This is a genomic window from Bifidobacterium eulemuris, from assembly GCF_014898155.1.
Lineage (GTDB): Bacteria > Actinomycetota > Actinomycetes > Actinomycetales > Bifidobacteriaceae > Bifidobacterium > Bifidobacterium eulemuris.
Window position 1 is genome coordinate 99,821 of the sequence record NZ_CP062938.1, and the last position, 16,968, is coordinate 116,788.

Sequence of the window (16,968 nt, forward strand, 5' to 3'; positions counted from 1 at the left end):
GTTTTTCGTCATCCCGAGCGGAGCCGAGGGATCTCTTGTGCTATAGGAGAAGGTATGACCTACGATTTCGACACTCTGATCGACCGACGCGGCACCGGATCGCTTAAATGGGACGAATACAACGCCGAACTGCCCATGTGGGTGGCGGATATGGACTTCGCCACCGCGCCTGAGATCCGCGAGGCCCTGCAACGCGAACTGGACCGAGGCGTGTTCGGCTATGCGACCGAAACCGCACAATGGCGGCATGCCATCGCCAACTGGTGGGAACGCCGGCACGGATTCCGATTCGACGAGGAATGGCTGGTGTTCTCCACCGGTGTGGTGCCCGCGATCTCCAGCATCGTACGCAAACTCACCACTCCGGCCGAGAACGTGCTGGTCATGACGCCCGTCTACGACATCTTCTTCAATTCGATTCTCAACAACGGCCGCAACCCGATCGAATGCCCGCTCGTCTACGACGAGGCGACCATGCGCTACGGCATCGATTTCGTCGATCTGGAACGCAAGCTCGCCAACCCGCAGACCTCGCTGATGCTGCTGTGCAACCCGCACAATCCCATCGGCATCGTGTGGGAGAAAGACACGTTGGAGCGTATCGGCGAACTCGCGTGGAAACACCATGTCATCGTCGTCTCCGACGAGATCCACTGCGACCTGACCATGCCCGGCGTCGAATACACGCCGTTCGCCTCCGTCAGCGCGCATTGCCGCGACAACTCGGTCACCTGCGTGGCACCGACGAAAACCTTCAACCTGGCCGGCCTGCACACGGCCGCGGTCGTCGTGCCGGATCCGACCCTGCGGCACCGCGTCTGGCGCGGCATCAACACCGACGAGGTGGGGGAGCCGGGTGCGTTCGCCATTCCCGCCGCCGTGGCCGCATTCACCCAAGGAGAGTCTTGGCTGGAGGAACTGCGCGCGTATCTGGCGGAGAACCGCCGCGTGGTCACCGACTATCTGCACGATCCCACGCATTGGCCGGCGCTGCCTGAAGGCGCGGGCGTGCGCGTGGTGCCGGGGGAGGCCACCTACCTGCTGTGGTTGGACTGCGTGGATGTGCTGGATGCCATAGGCGGGCGGGACACCGAGGATCTGGGCGATTATCTGCAGCGCACGACAGGCCTGCTGCTCACGGCCGGCGGCCAATACCATGGCGACGGCGCGCGGTTCCTGCGGCTGAACGTCGCGTGTCCCCTCGAACGAGTGTGCGATGCGCTCGAGCGTTTCGTCCGCGGCGTCAACGCCTACGTCGCCGAGCGAAGGCAAGGCTGACCGGAACTGAGAAAACCAAAGCGGGTGCTAGGGAAGATTGCTGAACATTGCACTGCTTGGCATGCTATCTGCGTTAGCGGTAGTGGATTTTCGGGTCTGCAATGGTCGATCTGCGTTAGCGGTAGTGCCCTATCGGCCCTATCCCATCTAGCAAGCCTGGTATTCCGCGGCTCATACACGCTGTCGGCCTGTAAGGGCACTACCGCTAACGCAGATCGACCTCCGCAGACTGCCATTTCCACTACCGCTAACGCAGATAGCTATTGATACAGGGTTGGGAAAGGCATTGTGGTTTCGCCGGCTATTCGGCGGCGATGGTGATGGTGCCGGAGAGATTGGTGATGGCGTCGCCGCCGGACACCACGTGGCCGAGCTCGTACAGGGCGCTGTTGGCGTTGTACGAGCCATAGAACATGACGACATCGCCCCACGGCTCGTAGTAGGCCAGCGTTCCGACCGCGACGCTCGCCAGCGGAGTGTCGGAGACGTCCAACGCGTCCGGATAGAAGATCTTCTCATTGGTGCTGAAATTCTCGACCGCGACGGTCATCGGCAGTTGGCCGAGCAGATCAGTCGCCGCGGAACTGTCGTTCAGCTCGAATACGACGGTGGTTCCGTTCTCGTCTTGGACGCTGATGCGTTGGGCTGTGGTCGTGTCGTTATGCATGGTTTCGTCTTCCTCCTGGGTGGTTGTGGAATCGTCCGTTGACGTGGTGGAATCCTGCGCGGGAGATGATGAGGATGCCCCGCCACCGGTGTTCGTGTCTGACGAGCCATCCGACGTCTGCGCGGCACCGCACGCGCCGAGCAGCAGCATGGCCGCCAGCAGCGCGCCGCATACCGCCGCGGTCCGTCGTCGGGAATCGGTCGAATATTCGTCTTGTGTCATGAGCGGCTCCTTGGTTTCGTCGTCGCGGTGTTTTGCGCCATAACGCCCACGAGACGGTGCGGGACGTACGGCTCTTCCAGATATGCGATCTCCTCATCCGACAGGGAAAGCTCAACGGCCTTCACCGCGGTTTCGATGTGGTGGAGTTTGGTCGCGCCGACGACGGGCGCCGTGACCTTGGTCAGCAGCCATGCCAGGGAGACCTCGGTCATCGAGACGTCGTGCTTTTGGGCGAGCCGCTCGACTCTGGCGATGATCTCGCCATCCTGTTCGGCGGTCAGATCGTATTTGGATTTGGCGTAGCTGTCCTCTTCCAAACGCTTGGAGGAATCGCCGGGCCTGCGGGCCAGACGTCCGCTCGCCAGCGCGCTGTAGGGCGTCATGGCGATGTTCTCCTGCGAGCAGAAGGGCGCCATCTCGCGTTCCTCCTCGCGGAAGATGAGATTGTAGTGGCCTTGCACGGAGACGAATCGGGGCCAGCCGTTCTGCTGGGCGATGGCGTTGGCCTGCGCCAACTGCCACGCGAAACAGTTGGAGATACCGATATAGCGCGCCTTGCCGGCCTTCACCACCGAGTCGAGCCCTTCGAGGATCTCGTTGATCGGTGTCCCGTAATCCCACATATGGCAGATGTACAGATCCACATAGTCGAGTCCGAGATTCGTCAGGCTTGCGTTGATCATGCGCTCGACATGCTGCTGTCCGGTGACGCCGTCTTGAATCTCGGCTTCGGTGCGGGGCGTGAACTTCGTGGCGACGACGACCTCGTCACGTTTGGCGAAGTCACGCAGGGCGCGTCCGAGATATTGTTCGCTGGTGCCGTTCTGGTAGGCGATCGCAGTGTCGAAGAAGTTCACGCCGAGATCCAATCCACGCTTGATGATCTCGCGGGAACGCTCCTCGTCCAACGTCCAGCTGTGCTGGCCCTGCGACGCGTTGCCGAAGCCCATGCAGCCCATGCAGATTCTGGAAACCATCAGGTCAGAATTGCCGAGTCTCACATAGTCCATGTTGCTCTTCTCCTTATCGGACGGTCGGTTGCGACGGTGAAACAAAGAAAGCCGCTGCTGGCGTCCGAACCGTCGCAGCGGCTTGAAGAACGGATCGCGTTCGACTTATTTCAGCGTAAGATATTCGTCGTCTTCCACGGCCTCCAGCCATTCGGTCGAGACGTTCTCGCCGGGCAGCATGATCGCGATGTGCGCGAAGGCCTCGTTCGGGGCCGCGCCATGCCAGTGCTTGGTGCCGGCGGGCACGTAGACCGCTTCGCCGGGCTTGAGCTCATGCGCGTCCTCGCCGTCGAACTGGTAGTAGCCGCGTCCGCCCACCGCGATGAGGATCTGCGGGGAGCCGTGGTGGATATGCCAGTTGTTGCGGCAGCCGGGCTCGAAGGTGACGTTGTGCACGCCGATTTCGGGCGCGTCGATCAGCGGCGCGAGATAGCTCTGGCCGATGAAGTACTGCGCGAAGGCGTTGTTCGGCTCGCCGATCGGAAAGCTGCTGGGATTCTCCATGATTATCTCCTTGATTGTTGGTTTTGGTTGGCTCGTGTGTGCGGACGGCCGAGGCTACCGGTTGGTCAGGCTTTCCTGAAGCTCCGGATATCGCGCGCCTCTCACCTCGAAGGCTTCGAGATGCGTGCGGATATCGGCCAGCTCGGCCGCGGTGAACTCCACGTCCGCAGCGCCGATGTTGTCTTCAAGGCGGTCCACATGTTTGGTGCCGGGGATCGGCACGATCCAAGGCTTCTGCGCGAGCAGCCAGGCCAAGGCGATGCGCGCCGGCGTGGTGCCCTTCGCTTCGGCGAGCGAACGCACGTATTCGGCCAACGCCACGTTGTGCTCCAGATTCTTGGGGGAGAAGCGTGGGATCTTGCTGCGGTAGTCGTCGTCCGCGAACCTCGCCCCGCGATCGAAACGTCCCGTGAGCATGGCTTTGCCGAGCGGGCTGAACGGCACGAATCCGACTCCCAGCGCCTCCAGAACGTCCAACAGCTGCTCCTCGGGTTTGCGCCACCACATCGAGTATTCGCTTTGCACGGCGGTCAGCGGGCATACGGCGTGCGCGCGTTTGATGGTGCACACTCCGGCCTCTGACAGTCCCCATCCCAGCACCTTGCCTTCGCGGATGAGGTCCTGCACGGTGCCGGCCACCTCTTCGATCGGTACGTTCGGATCGACGCGATGCTGATACAGCAGATCGATGCGATCGGTGCGCAGGCGCTTGAGTGATCCCTCCACCGCGGCGCGGATGGTTTCGGGACGGCTGTCGAGCGTCTGCACACGGCCGGAAGGATCGAGCTCGTTGCTGTGCAGGTCGAATCCGAATTTCGTGGCGATGACGACCTCGTCGCGGAAGGGCTCCAATGCCTCGCCGACCAGCTCCTCGTTGGTGAACGGGCCATAGACCTCGGCGGTGTCGAAGAACGTGACGCCCTCGTCGTGCGCCTTGCGAATCGTCGAGATGGACTCGTCATGCGGCAGGAACGGCGGCCAGCTCATCGTGAATCCCATGCAGCCCAGTCCGATGGCCGAAACCTCCAGACCGTTGGCTCCCAGAGTGCGTGTGCGCATGATGCCTCGCTTGTCGAATGTTCGTTACTGCGATGTCATCATCATTGAACACCGTGCGCGCCCATGCCGCCAATAAGCAAACGACATACGCCGCCATGCGTTTCGGCTATCGCGACGAGACTGTGCGAACGCGAGGCCATGGCAAGTGCGAGACAGGCCTATGCGGATTATGCGGGTTCGTCGGCGCGCAGGAATTCGACGAACGCGGCCGCGGCCGGGCTCATCGACTGGCCCTTCTTCCATGCGATTACCGCGCCGGTCTCCATTTTTGGGGAGAGCGGGCGGAATCGCAGACCGTCGTCGATGACGCCGAGGTCGATGCCGAACACCATGCCCACGCCGTTGCGCATCATCGTCACCGCGTTTGTGCCGAAGTTGAATGTGGCGGCGAGGGTGATGCTGTTGGCGTAATCTCCCAGCCAGTTCATCACCTCGCGCTGCACCTCGGCACGATAGGGGAGAATCATCGTCGCCCCTTCCAGATCCTGCGGGCGGATCGTGGTGTGCTGCGCCAGTGGATCGTCGTTGCGCATGAGAATGCCCCATCGGTCGGTGACATGCGTGCGCACATAGTCGTATCGGTCCACCGCCACCGGCTCGCTCATCAGTCCCAAGTCCAACAATCCCTGCTCCAGACGCTCCTGTGTGAGATCGGCGGTCAGCGTGCGGATGTCGAAACGGATAAGGGGATGCAGTTTGCGGAATGCGGCGATGCGGCGCGACAGATACGTCATACTGCGGGATTCCGCGCATCCGATGGCGATGTTGCCGGTGAGGTTGCCCTGCGAATCGCGCAGCTCGCGCTCGGTTTTGTCGGCCAGTGCGATCAGCGTCTGCGCACGCTCGTAGAGCAGGTGGCCTTCGGCTGTCAGGTCGATGGTTTTGGATCCCCGATGGAACAGGACGACGCCCAGATCGTCCTCCAACTTGCGTAGTTGGCGGGAGAGCGTCGGCTGCGAGACCTGCAGTAGTTCGGCAGCCCAGGTGATGTTGCGCTCTTCTGCCACGGCGAGGAAGTAGCGCAGCACATGCAGGTCCAGCGGTGATTTCGCGGGCTTGGCGGGAGGGATGATTTCGGTCATGGCTGTCCGTTCCTCGTGTTGGGTGGTGTGGTTTTCAGCATATAGCAAAAGGACGGCCTGGGAGCCGCCCTTTTCGCTATTGGACCGACGGTGATCAGGTTCCGCCGGACTTGTCGTATCTTGCTGTGCCGCTTGCCGCGTGCGCCTACTGCACGTCGACCGAGATGATCATCGCCGGCTCGAGCGGGCGGTCCATCGGATCGGTGGCGACGGCTTCGAGCTTGTCGACCACGGCCTTGGATTCGTCATCCGCGACCTCGCCGAAGATCGTGTGGTGGCCGTCGAGCCACGGGGTCGGCACGGTGGTGATGAAGAACTGCGAGCCGTTGGTGCCGTGGATCTGGCCGTCCATGCCGCGGCGCAGGCCGGCGTTCGCCATGGCCAGCAGATACGGCTTGTCGAACTTCAGGTCGGCGACGATCTCGTCGTCGAAATTGTAACCGGGGCCGCCGGTGCCGTTGCCGAGCGGGCAGCCACCCTGGATCATGAAGTCCTTGATGATGCGGTGGAAGCCCAGGCCGTCGTAGAACTTCTCGTGGGAGGTCTGGCCGCTCATCGGGTCGGTCCACTCCTTCTCGCCGGTGGCGAGGCCGAGGAAGTTCGCCACCGTCTCCGGGGTCTTCTCGTCGAACAGGTTGATGGTGATGTCGCCCTCAGAGGTGCGCATGATAACTGTAGTCATGCGCACTAGTTTCGCACGCCCGTCAGACCGTAGGTGAAGGATGCGATGTCGGCTATGCGTCAGGCGTTGGAGGCGTCGGGTGCCTGACGTCGTTGTCGTGATGCCATATCAGGTGGGCGATGACACGTGCATCGTTACCGTTGCGCGTGTCATCTATGCATGTCTGGATTGACGCTGTTGGATCAGTCGTCTACGCCCATGCGCAGTTCGAGGGAGTCGCTGGCCCGGTCGAGGGAATCGTCGATCGCATCGAGACGGGTGTCGAGCGTGAAATACGTCTGACGGTCGATCGCGCCACTACGCACGGCGGCTTCGATCTGGTCCTCGACTGAATCGACCTGCAATTCGATCTGTTCAAGCGGCGCTTTGGCGTCGATATACGCCTTCGGACGGTCCGCGAGATTCGAGGGAACGGAGACGTTGCCTGCGGTTTCGACCGCGGAGGCGGCCTGCTGTTCCAAATCGGTTATGGTGGCTTCGAAATCGTCGGTGTTTGTTGAGGATTGGGTGTCGGACGATCCGGTACCGCTGGACGAATCATTGGATGATCCGGAACCATCGGTCGAGCCCGTCGTGCCGGATGAGCCGCCGGTCTGGCTGTTCTTCAGATCGTCGATCTCCTGCTGCATGGAATCGAGCTTGTTGAGGATCTGCTGGTCGGCGCTGCTGGTACATCCGCCCACCAAAGTGAGCGCGGCAATGGCGGTGATGGAGGTGGCTATGATACGCGTCATTGTGTTGTTCATGCCCACCAATTCTACGCAGTGCCACCAGCGTATTTCCAGTCACAGGCGTATGAGCTGCGTCACACCCCCACAAGGATGCGGTAAGGGGAGAACTCGACAGTGGCGCGCTCGGGCTAGAGTACGCCGAAATGGGTGAGCGCGTTGAGGATGCCGTCGTGGTCGACGTCGTCGGTCACATAGTCGGCGGCCGCCTTCGGCGCTTCCGTGGCGTTGCCCATCGCCACGCCGACGCCGGCGAACGCGAGCATCTCCGTGTCGTTGCCGCCGTCGCCGAAAGCCATCGTCTGTTCACGGCTCCATCCGTATCGTTCCATGAACCGTTGCATGCCGCGCGGCTTGCCGCCGTCCGCTGGAATCAGATCGGTGAAGTCGGGATGCCAACGCACGCCTTTGACGTTTCCGCACAGGCCGATGATCTCGTCTTCGAGAGCCTCGTCGACGAAGGGACTGATCTGGAACGTCTCATGCGTTTCGGGCCGCACGTGCGGGTCTCCGATATGCGTGGTCGGTGCGGTTTTGCCGAGCTTGCGCCAGGTCGCGCGCATCGCGTCGGTGATCTGGTTGAAGTAGACGTAGTCCTCCTCGCAATAGTTCGCCACCACATCCGGATGCGCGTCAAGCCATGCGGTGATCGTGCGCACGTCGCCCGGCGCCAACGTCTGGTATTCGCGATAGCCGTGGTCGTCGAAGCAGTATTGTCCGTTGAGGCCGACGATGCCGTCGAACGCGACGGGAATCGTGTCGAGCACGACACCCATATGCGAGGGAGCGCGCCCCGTGCAGACGAACACCTTGACACCGCTGCTTTGCAACCGATGCAGCGCGTCGATGGTGGAGACGGGCACCTCATGGGTGGTGAAGCTGGTGAGTGTGCCGTCGATATCGAAGAATACGGCCTTGATGTCATGCGATGCCATCGTCGGAGCCTCCCGTCTGTATATCCGAAACCATTGTCGTGCGTGCCGAAGACCGAAACAGATACCGGAAATTCGACCCGACCGTCACCTGGACGGCCGTGATCATCATGATCCTGCTCGTGCAGGTGGTGCAGGGACTCGCCAACGCGATCGCCAAACACCTGCTCAAACGCCAACGGTAGCGGCGTCCGCGCCACGGGTTCACTAGGATGGAATCATGACCGAACATATCGAGATCGACGAAGAGCTGATCGCCATCCGCCACCACCTGCACGCCCACCCCGAGCGGAGCTTCCGCGAATTCGAGACCACCGTCTATCTGGAACGCCAGCTTGCGGACCATGGCATCGAAATCCTCGACAATCCGATGGAGACCGGTGTGGTCGCGCTCATCGAAGGCGCCGCGGGACCGGGCCCGCGCGTCGCCCTGCGCGCCGACATCGACGGACTGCCCATCGAAGAGGACTCCGCCCTCGACTTCCAATCCGAAAACACAGGCGTGATGCACGGATGCGGGCACGACCTGCATATGACCGGACTGCTGGGCGCGGCCTTCTGGCTGGCCGCCCACCGAGACCGCTTCTCCGGATCGATACTGATCGTGTTCCAACCCGCCGAAGAGACCGGTCTCGGCGCGAAAGCCATGATCGAGGCGGGTCTGCTCGACGGCGTCGACGCGATCATCGGCACGCACAACAACCCGAACTACGCTCCCGGACAGATCGCCATCGGCGCCGAACCCATGATGGCCGGCTGCGTGCGGTTCAACGTCACCCTGCACGCCGAGGGCACGCACGCCGGATATCCGCACAAGGGCACCGGCCCGATCGAGGCGCTCGCCTCCATGATTCTGAGCCTGCAGACCATCGTAAGCCGCAACGTCTCGCCGTTCCATCCGCTGGTCCTGTCCATCACCGAAGTGCACGGCGGACACGTGTGGAACGTGGTCCCCGCCGAAGCCGGCTTCCAAGGCACGGTGCGATACTTCCACAAGGAAGACGGCGAGCTGGTCGGCCGGCGGTTCCGCACCGTCGCGGAGCAGACCGCGGCCGCATACGGCATCCGGGCCGACGTGGACTGGGACGACTTCCAGGACCCGCTCGCCTCCGACCCCGATCTGGCGATGGCCCTTGCCTCCGAGGTCAGCGACTACGCCCAGCTCGAGCCCATCCGCCCCTCCATGGCGGGAGAGGACTTCTGCGAATACACGAAGGTCACGCTGCCGGTGTTCGCGTTCGTCGGCTCGAACGGCATCGAAGGCTGCCCCGACTGGCACAGCCCCCATTTCGTGGGATTGGACGAGTCGATCCCCACATTCGTGAACTTCTACGTCAACGCCGCGCTGCGCGTGCTGAAGGAACTACACTAAAGGAACATGACTCAGATTCGTTTCGCACTCGCCCAGATCGACACCTGCGTCGGAGACCTCGACGCCAACGCCGCCAAAGTGCTCGACAGGGCACGTCAGGCCGCGGGGATGGACGCGAAAGTCGTCGTATTCCCCGAAATGACGCTCACCGGATATCCCATCGAAGACCTCGCCCTGCGCGCCACCTTCCGACAGGCCGCGTGGGACAAGGCCAACGCGCTCGCCGCCGATCTCGCCGCCGAAGGGCTCGGCGCCCTGTTCGTGGTCGTGGGCACGGTGGGCACCGACCGCGCGAACGACAAGCCGCGCAACCGTCTGGTGGTGCTGCACGACGGCGTGGTGTGGGCCGGATACGACAAGCATTTCCTACCCAATTACGGTGTGTTCGACGAATTCCGCATCTTCTCGGCGGGGGATCGAGCCATGGTGCTCGACGTGGACGGCGCGCGCCTCGGCGTGGCCATCTGCGAGGACATCTGGCAGGACGGCGGCCCGGTGGCCGATCTCGCCGGCCGCGGCATCGACGCGCTCGTCACCATCAACGGCAGCCCTTATGAGGAGGGCAAAACACAGACCCGCTGCGCGCTGGTGCAGCGCCGCGCGGCCGAGGTGGGCGCGCCGGTGATCTACGTGAACCAGGTCGGAGGCCAGGACGACCTCGTGTTCGACGGCGGCAGCTTCGTCGTCGACCGCGACGGCGCGCTGCTGCAGCGTTCCCCGATGTTCATGGAGGATCTGGCCTGCTGGACGCTCGACACCGCCCTGGAACATCAGGAGCGGGTCCGCGTCGCGCCCGATCTGGACCCGGACGAGGAGGTGTACACCGCCTGTGTGCTGGGATTGAAGGACTATATGGCCAAGAACCGCTTCACCGGTGTGACCCTCGGCCTATCCGGAGGCATCGACTCCGCGCTCGTCGCCGCGATGGCCGCCGACGCGGTGGGTGGCGAGAACGTGTGGGGCATCTCCATGCCGAGTATGTACTCCTCCGACGGTTCCAAGGACGACGCGGCCGATCTGGCCGCGAACATCGGTGCGCATTACGATGTGCAGCCCATAGAACCGCTGTTCGTCGCCTTCCAGAACCAGCTCGAACTCGAGGGCGTGGCGGCCGAAAACCTACAGGCGCGCATCCGCGGCGTCATCGTGATGGCCTATTCCAACTCCAAAGGCCTGCTCGCCGTCGCCACAGGCAACAAGTCCGAGCTCGCCTGCGGGTATTCCACCATCTACGGCGACGCGGTGGGCGGATACGCGCCCATCAAGGATCTGCTCAAAACCCGCGTGTGGGAACTGGCCCGCTGGCGCAACCGCGCGGCGGCTGCGGGCGTCGGCATCGGCGGACTGAACATCGTGGGCAACGAGGCAGGGGAACACGGCATTCCACTCGCCGGCGGTGTGATGATCCCCGTCAGCTCGATCGAGAAGGCGCCGAGCGCCGAATTGCGCCCCGGTCAGAAGGACTCCGATTCGCTGCCGGAATACGAGCTGCTCGACCAGGTGCTCGCCGCCTACATCGAGCATGCGCACGGCCGCGCCGACCTGTTGGCCGACGGTTTTGACGAGCGGACCGTCGACACGGTGATGCGTCTGGTGGACCGCGCCGAATGGAAGCGTCGCCAGTATCCGCTCGGGCCGAAGGTCACGGCGCTGGCGTTCGGACGCGACCGGCGCCTGCCCATCACCACCGCCTTCCGCGAATAGCGCGACATGAGATCGGGCCACGACCGCAAGCATATGCGGACGCGGCCCGATCGCGTTTTCGTCGATGGCGCGAAGCCACGATGGTGTGAGCGATAACGGAATGTGAGATAGCTCACGCGAGTTTTATGGGTTCTCCCAGCGGGCGAAGACTACACTGGGGAGGCAATGGTGCTGTGACGATGCGGCATCACAACAAACAAACACCAAGGAGTGGATATGACAGCAGTTGAGACGACCGCGGTCACCCCTGAGGAGCTGGACGCCAAGGCGTGGGACGGCTTCGAAGGTGGAAACTGGCAGCAGGATATCGACGTTCGCGACTTCATCCAGAAGAACTACACCCCGTACGACGGCGATGAGTCCTTCCTGGCGGACGCCACCGAGAAGACCAAGCACCTGTGGAAGTACCTCGACGACAACTACCTGGCGGTTGAGCGCAAGCAGCGCGTCTACGACGTGGACACCCACACTCCCGCCGACGTGGACGCCTTCCCGGCCGGTTACATCGACTCCCCGGAGGTCGACAACGTGATCGTCGGCCTGCAGACCGACGAACCCTGCAAGCGCGCCATGATGCCGAACGGCGGCTGGCGTATGGTCGAGCAGGCCATCAAGGAAGCCGGCAAGGAGCCGGATCCGGAAGTCAAGAAGATCTTCACCAAGTACCGCAAGACCCACAACGACGGCGTCTTCGGCGTGTACACCAAGAACATCAAGGTCGCCCGCCACAACAAGATCCTCACCGGTCTGCCGGACGCCTACGGCCGCGGCCGCATCATCGGCGACTACCGCCGCGTGGCCCTCTACGGCGTGAACAAGCTCATCGAGTTCAAGAAGCGCGACAAGGACTCCGTGCCCTATCGCAACGACTTCACCGAGCCGGAGATCGAGCACTGGATCCGCTTCCGCGAGGAGCATGACGAGCAGATCAAGGCCCTCAAGAAGCTCATCAACCTGGGCAACGAGTACGGCCTCGACCTGTCCCGCCCGGCCCAGACCGCCCAGGAGGCCGTGCAGTGGACCTACATGGGCTACCTCGCCTCGGTCAAGAGCCAGGACGGCGCCGCCATGTCCTTCGGCCGCAACTCGACCTTCTTCGACATCTACATCGAGCGCGACCTCAAGGCCGGCATCCTCGACGAGGCCGGCGCCCAGGAGCTCATCGACAACATCGTCATGAAGCTGCGCATCGTGCGCTTCCTGCGCACCCAGGACTACGACGCGATCTTCTCCGGCGACCCGTACTGGGCGACCTGGTCCGACGCCGGCTTCGGCGACGACGGCCGCTCCATGGTCACCAAGACCTCGTTCCGTCTGCTCAACACCCTGACCCTCGAGCACCTCGGACCCGGCCCGGAGCCGAACATCACCATCTTCTGGGATCCGAAGCTGCCGGAAGGCTACAAGCGCTTCTGCGCCAAGATCTCCATCGACACCTCGGCCATCCAGTATGAGTCCGACAAGGAGATCCGCTCCCACTGGGGCGACGACGCCGCCATCGCCTGCTGCGTCTCCCCGATGCGCGTGGGCAAGCAGATGCAGTTCTTCGCCGCCCGCGTGAACTCCGCCAAGGCGCTGCTGTACGCGATCAACGGCGGCCGCGATGAGATGACCGGCATGCAGGTCATCGACAAGGGCGTGATCGAGCCGATCGCCCCCGAAGCCGACGGCACCCTGGACTACGAGAAGGTCAAGAACAACTACGAGAAGGCTCTCGAGTGGCTGTCCGAGACCTACGTCGAGGCGCTGAACATCATCCACTACATGCACGATAAGTACGCCTACGAGTCCATCGAGATGGCCCTGCACGACAAGGAGGTGTACCGCACCCTGGGTTGCGGCATGTCCGGTCTGTCCATCGCCGCCGACTCCCTGGCCGCCGTCAAGTACGCCAAGGTCTACCCGATCTACAACAAGGACGCGAAGACCATGGAAGGCCACGAGTACGAGTACGTCGAGGGCGCCGATGACGACCTGATCGTCGGCTACCGCACCGAGGGCGAGTTCCCGCTCTACGGCAACGACGACGACCGCGCCGACGACCTCGCCAAGTGGGTCGTCTCCACCGTGATGGGCCAGGTCAAGCGCCTGCCCGTCTACCGTGGCGCCGTCCCCACCCAGTCCATCCTGACCATCACCTCCAACGTGGAGTACGGCAAGAACACCGGTTCCTTCCCGTCCGGCCACGCCAAGGGCACCCCGTACGCTCCGGGTGCCAACCCGGAGAACGGCATGGACTCCCACGGCATGCTGCCGTCGATGTTCTCGGTCGGCAAGATCGACTACAACGACGCGCTTGACGGCATCTCGCTGACCAACACGATCACCCCCGACGGCCTCGGCCGTGACGAGGAGGAGCGCATCGGCAACCTGGTCGGCATCCTCGACGCCGGTAACGGCCACGGTCTCTACCACGCCAACATCAACGTGCTGCGCAAGGAGACCATGGAGGACGCCGTCGAGCACCCGGAGAAGTACCCGCACCTGACCGTGCGCGTCTCCGGCTACGCGGTGAACTTCGTCAAGCTCACCAAGGAGCAGCAGCTCGACGTGATCAGCCGTACGTTCCACCAGGGCGCCGTCACCGACTGATTGAAGTCGTGACGCGCTGAGCGTGAAACGCTGAAAGGCGGGACCCCACATGGGTTCCGCCTTTTTTCGTGTATTCACTGTCAGCCGGGGAAGCGACGTGACGAAGCCCACATCGGCTTTCCGGCGAGCCACCGGCGGCCCCGCCATCGGAGCACTAGACTGGGATGTCAGTACAAGGCCATGACGAATCCAGGAGGACGACGATGTCTGACGCGACCCGATTCCGCACCACCACGCGGCATATGCTCAAACAATCGAAGGAATATGCTTCCCAGACGCTGATGGGCGGCCTGTCCGGCTTCGAATCTCCCATCGGACTCGACCGGCGCGACCGCATCGACGCGCTCAAAACCGGCGATATCGGCTTCGTCCACTCCTGGGATATCAACACCTCCGTCGACGGGCCCGGCACTCGCATGACCGTTTTCATGAGCGGATGCCCATTGCGCTGCCAGTACTGCCAGAACCCCGACACCTGGAAGATGCGCGACGGCAAGCCCGTCACCCTGGAGGCCATGATCAAGAAGGTCGACCGCTACAAGGATCTGTTCAAAGCCACCGGCGGCGGCATCACCTTCTCCGGCGGCGAGTCGATGATGCAGCCCGCGTTCGTCTCGCGTGTGTTCCGCGCCGCCAAGGAGATGGGCGTCCACACCTGCCTCGACACCTCGGGCTTCCTCAACAAGAACTACACCGACGAGATGCTTGAAGACATCGACCTGTGCCTGCTCGACGTGAAATCCGGCGACGAGGAGACCTACCACAAGGTGACCGGCGGCCTGCTGCAGCCCACGATCGACTTCGGGCAGCGTCTTTCAAAGGCCGGCAAGAAGATCTGGGTGCGTTTCGTGCTCGTGCCGGGCCTGACCGACTCCGAAGAGAACGTCGACAACGTGGCGAAGATCTGCGCGAGCTTCGACGGGGCGGTGGAACATATCGACGTGCTCGGATTCCACCAGCTCGGCCGCCCCAAGTGGCATGAGCTGCGCATCCCATACCCGTTGGAGGACGCCAAGGGCCCCAGCGCCAAGCTGCGCCAGCGCGTCATCGAACAGTTCCAATCCTACGGCTTCACCGTCTACTAAATTCCTGCGGAGTTCGGGCGTAAGGGTGTGTGGATGCGCCGCAACGCGGCTTGGAGCCTTTAGCCTAGGTATATGGCAGACATCTATGCATTCCCGACGGGTGCGCCTCCAACGGCGTCGGCGCCCCGGCAAGACGGATTGCCCGAACGGCCTGCCGGCGTGCCCGATGAGATGTGGAACGCCGTGGAATCGGTTCGGGATATGACGCGTGTCGCCGACGTGCGTTATCGCGAGATTCCCGTCCCCTCCACACTGGCCGACTACGGCATCGGCGTTGAACTGGAATGCGGCGAGCGTGATGGGAACACCGCTTCGTTCTCCTCCGACCTGTCCCATTCGCCGCGACTTGCCACGGGTTGGATTATGATTCTTTTCTCGGCGCAGTCGCGTATCGACTGGGCCGGTCGCTGGCGATGCGTGGCCTTCACCCGATTGCCGCTGCATGCCAGCGAGAACGATGGACTCGCCCCCCGCATGTATTGGGACGATATGTGCGACTTTCTGTCGGACGTGGACCCCGATTCCGTCGGCGGCACGGTGACCGTGACCCAGAACACGTCGTTCGGGTCGTTGCTGTCCGAGGCGGAGGCCGGCTGTGAGATGCGCGTGTCGTGGTCGCCGCTTGGTCTGCCTGACGGCGGACTCGACGCCGGCGCGCAGGTCGGCATGTGGGCCAGGTTCATCAGATCCACTGTTCGTTTCGACGAGGGATTGGGTAGTGACTCATCAGATTGACCGCCGCATCGCCAAAGCGGAGCCGCGTCTGCTCAGCGAGCCGCGCGGGGGAGTGCCCGACGTGATCGACACACTCGCAGGGTTCCGTGAAGCATGCGACGCTTTGGCCGCGGCATCCGGCCCGTTGGCCGCCGATGCCGAACGCGCGTCCGGATACCGGTACGGCCATGAGGATTGGCTGGTGCAGTTCAAACGCGGTGACGCCGGCATCATGCTGTTCGACCCGGTGGCTTTGGGACAGGCCGGTGCCGATTGGAACGACTTCAACCGCGCCGTGGGCGACGCCACTTGGATTCTGCATGATTCGATGATGGACCTGCCGGGCTTCGGCGACCTGGGGATGACCCCGCAACGCCTGTTCGACACGGAGATCGCCGCGCGATTGCTCGGCATGCACCGCTTCGGGCTCGCCGCGGTGATCGAGCATTATCTCGGCGTGACCTTGGCCAAAGAACATTCCGCGGCCGACTGGTCGTACCGCCCGCTGCCGCGCGACTGGCGCAACTACGCCGCGCTGGATGTGGAACTGCTTATCGAGCTGGAGGCGTTGATGCGCCGGGACCTGCGTGAGCATGGCAAGGACGAATGGGCCGAGGAGGAGTTCGCGTTCGCCCTGCGGGAGGGGCTCGCACCTAAGCCTGCGCATCCCGCGCCTTGGATGCGCATCTCACGCATCACCCAGCTGGGCCGTGACCGACGCGGACTCGCCATCGCCAAATCGCTGTGGGAGGAGCGCGACCGGTTGGCCCGCCAATACGACATTGCCCCCAGCCTTCTGCTGGCCGATTCGTCGATTATGGAGGCCGCGCAGAAGAAACCGCATAACGTGCGCGAATTCCGTGCGATCCGCTGTCTCAACGAGCGTGTGCGTATGCGTACCGGCAGTGCGCAGGACAAAATGTTCGAACGATACGCGCCCATCCAACGCGAGGTCAAACCCCGCGTTTGGAAGGATGCGATCCAACGCGCGCTGGACCTGAAACCCGGCGAACTGCCCGTCATGCCATCCAGTCAATCCGGAGAGAACGAGACGAACGCGCCCCGGTCGATGCGCATCTGGCAGACCCGCCATCCCGAACGATACGAGCGCCTGCAACGGGTGCGCAAGGTCGTCAACCAAATCGGCGAGGACACGCGCACGCCTGCCGAAATCATCGTCAAACCGCAGATTCTGCGCAACCTCTGCTGGCTGGATGATCCCGCGAATGTGGACGTGGCGCGATTCCTCGAGGAGCAGGGCGCCAGAACATGGCAAGTGAAACTCATCGCAGCGTCCGTGAGTAGGGTTATCATGTAGAGGTTGCCCTACGGCAGAA

At 63.0% G+C, this 16,968-nt stretch carries 15 protein-coding genes and 1 pseudogene; 8 read left to right on the top strand and 8 right to left on the bottom strand.

Going from position 1 to position 16,968, the window contains the following annotated elements; translation table 11 throughout:
• Positions 1-54 precede the first annotated feature (54 nt).
• Positions 55-1,278, top strand: coding sequence for a MalY/PatB family protein (locus BE0216_RS00445; protein ID WP_094636402.1), 1,224 nt, complete (start codon positions 55-57; stop codon positions 1,276-1,278).
• A gap of 301 nt (positions 1,279-1,579) precedes the next feature.
• Here the strand turns inward: BE0216_RS00445 and BE0216_RS11910 are convergent, their stop codons facing one another.
• From BE0216_RS11910 to BE0216_RS00485, 8 genes are all read right to left on the bottom strand, one after another.
• Complete coding sequence (locus BE0216_RS11910; RefSeq protein ID WP_211279909.1) at positions 1,580-2,167, bottom strand: cyclophilin-like fold protein; 588 nt, start codon at positions 2,165-2,167, stop codon at positions 1,580-1,582.
• Positions 2,164-3,177, bottom strand: a complete 1,014-nt coding sequence (locus BE0216_RS00455; protein ID WP_094636401.1) for an aldo/keto reductase — start codon at positions 3,175-3,177, stop codon at positions 2,164-2,166. Before BE0216_RS00455 ends, BE0216_RS11910 begins: the two co-directional genes overlap by 4 nt.
• 105 nt (positions 3,178-3,282) lie before the next feature.
• A complete protein-coding gene (locus BE0216_RS00460; RefSeq protein WP_094636400.1) occupies positions 3,283-3,681 on the bottom strand; it encodes a cupin domain-containing protein in 399 nt (132 codons plus the stop codon).
• 54 nt (positions 3,682-3,735) lie between these two features.
• Positions 3,736-4,740 carry an aldo/keto reductase gene (locus BE0216_RS00465; RefSeq protein ID WP_094636399.1) on the bottom strand — a complete coding sequence of 335 codons (1,005 nt, stop codon included), beginning with the start codon at positions 4,738-4,740 and terminating at the stop codon, positions 3,736-3,738.
• A 167-nt stretch (positions 4,741-4,907) separates the two neighbouring features.
• Complete coding sequence (locus BE0216_RS00470; RefSeq protein WP_226805657.1) at positions 4,908-5,822, bottom strand: LysR family transcriptional regulator; 915 nt, start codon at positions 5,820-5,822, stop codon at positions 4,908-4,910.
• A gap of 145 nt (positions 5,823-5,967) precedes the next feature.
• Positions 5,968-6,504 (bottom strand): peptidylprolyl isomerase, encoded by a 537-nt coding sequence (locus BE0216_RS00475; protein ID WP_094636398.1) that lies wholly within the window; start codon positions 6,502-6,504, stop codon positions 5,968-5,970.
• Between the two features lie 182 nt (positions 6,505-6,686).
• Positions 6,687-7,238, bottom strand: a complete 552-nt coding sequence (locus BE0216_RS00480) for a hypothetical protein (RefSeq protein ID WP_143249276.1) — start codon at positions 7,236-7,238, stop codon at positions 6,687-6,689.
• Between the two features lie 125 nt (positions 7,239-7,363).
• A complete protein-coding gene (locus BE0216_RS00485) occupies positions 7,364-8,167 on the bottom strand; it encodes a Cof-type HAD-IIB family hydrolase (RefSeq protein ID WP_094636396.1) in 804 nt (267 codons plus the stop codon).
• A gap of 62 nt (positions 8,168-8,229) precedes the next feature.
• Here BE0216_RS00485 and BE0216_RS00490 point away from each other — a divergent pair.
• The 7 genes and pseudogenes from BE0216_RS00490 to BE0216_RS00520 form a co-directional block, all read left to right on the top strand.
• A pseudogene (locus tag BE0216_RS00490) lies at positions 8,230-8,349 on the top strand (ABC transporter permease); the annotation flags it as partial.
• A 35-nt stretch (positions 8,350-8,384) separates the two neighbouring features.
• Positions 8,385-9,536 (top strand): M20 metallopeptidase family protein, encoded by a 1,152-nt coding sequence (locus BE0216_RS00495; RefSeq protein WP_094636395.1) that lies wholly within the window; start codon positions 8,385-8,387, stop codon positions 9,534-9,536.
• Positions 9,537-9,542: 6 nt separating this feature from the next.
• Positions 9,543-11,240, top strand: a complete 1,698-nt coding sequence (locus tag BE0216_RS00500; protein ID WP_094636394.1) for an NAD+ synthase — start codon at positions 9,543-9,545, stop codon at positions 11,238-11,240.
• A gap of 216 nt (positions 11,241-11,456) precedes the next feature.
• Entirely contained in the window at positions 11,457-13,832 is a 2,376-nt protein-coding gene (gene pflB, locus BE0216_RS00505; RefSeq protein WP_094636393.1) for a formate C-acetyltransferase, read from the top strand.
• Between the two features lie 203 nt (positions 13,833-14,035).
• Positions 14,036-14,917, top strand: coding sequence for a pyruvate formate-lyase-activating protein (gene pflA / locus BE0216_RS00510; RefSeq protein ID WP_072727075.1), 882 nt, complete (start codon positions 14,036-14,038; stop codon positions 14,915-14,917).
• Positions 14,918-14,989: 72 nt separating this feature from the next.
• The gene (locus tag BE0216_RS00515) at positions 14,990-15,652 is read left to right on the top strand and encodes a DUF3000 family protein (RefSeq protein WP_094636392.1); all 663 of its coding nucleotides are present in this window, start codon (positions 14,990-14,992) and stop codon (positions 15,650-15,652) included.
• Positions 15,653-15,659: 7 nt separating this feature from the next.
• Entirely contained in the window at positions 15,660-16,949 is a 1,290-nt protein-coding gene (locus BE0216_RS00520) for an HRDC domain-containing protein (protein ID WP_226805803.1), read from the top strand.
• Positions 16,950-16,968: the final 19 nt, after the last annotated feature.

Coding starts and splice junctions, on each gene's coding strand:
- BE0216_RS11910 (WP_211279909.1), bottom strand. CDS start 2,167: ATGACACAAGACGAATATTCGACCGATTCCCGACGACGGACCGCGGCG.
- BE0216_RS00500 (WP_094636394.1), top strand. CDS start 9,543: ATGACTCAGATTCGTTTCGCACTCGCCCAGATCGACACCTGCGTCGGA.
- BE0216_RS00465 (WP_094636399.1), bottom strand. CDS start 4,740: ATGCGCACACGCACTCTGGGAGCCAACGGTCTGGAGGTTTCGGCCATC.
- BE0216_RS00485 (WP_094636396.1), bottom strand. CDS start 8,167: ATGGCATCGCATGACATCAAGGCCGTATTCTTCGATATCGACGGCACA.
- BE0216_RS00495 (WP_094636395.1), top strand. CDS start 8,385: ATGACCGAACATATCGAGATCGACGAAGAGCTGATCGCCATCCGCCAC.
- BE0216_RS00480 (WP_143249276.1), bottom strand. CDS start 7,238: ATGACGCGTATCATAGCCACCTCCATCACCGCCATTGCCGCGCTCACT.
- BE0216_RS00460 (WP_094636400.1), bottom strand. CDS start 3,681: ATGGAGAATCCCAGCAGCTTTCCGATCGGCGAGCCGAACAACGCCTTC.
- BE0216_RS00455 (WP_094636401.1), bottom strand. CDS start 3,177: ATGGACTATGTGAGACTCGGCAATTCTGACCTGATGGTTTCCAGAATC.
- BE0216_RS00470 (WP_226805657.1), bottom strand. CDS start 5,822: ATGACCGAAATCATCCCTCCCGCCAAGCCCGCGAAATCACCGCTGGAC.
- BE0216_RS00475 (WP_094636398.1), bottom strand. CDS start 6,504: ATGACTACAGTTATCATGCGCACCTCTGAGGGCGACATCACCATCAAC.
- BE0216_RS00445 (WP_094636402.1), top strand. CDS start 55: ATGACCTACGATTTCGACACTCTGATCGACCGACGCGGCACCGGATCG.
- pflA (WP_072727075.1), top strand. CDS start 14,036: ATGTCTGACGCGACCCGATTCCGCACCACCACGCGGCATATGCTCAAA.
- BE0216_RS00515 (WP_094636392.1), top strand. CDS start 14,990: ATGGCAGACATCTATGCATTCCCGACGGGTGCGCCTCCAACGGCGTCG.
- pflB (WP_094636393.1), top strand. CDS start 11,457: ATGACAGCAGTTGAGACGACCGCGGTCACCCCTGAGGAGCTGGACGCC.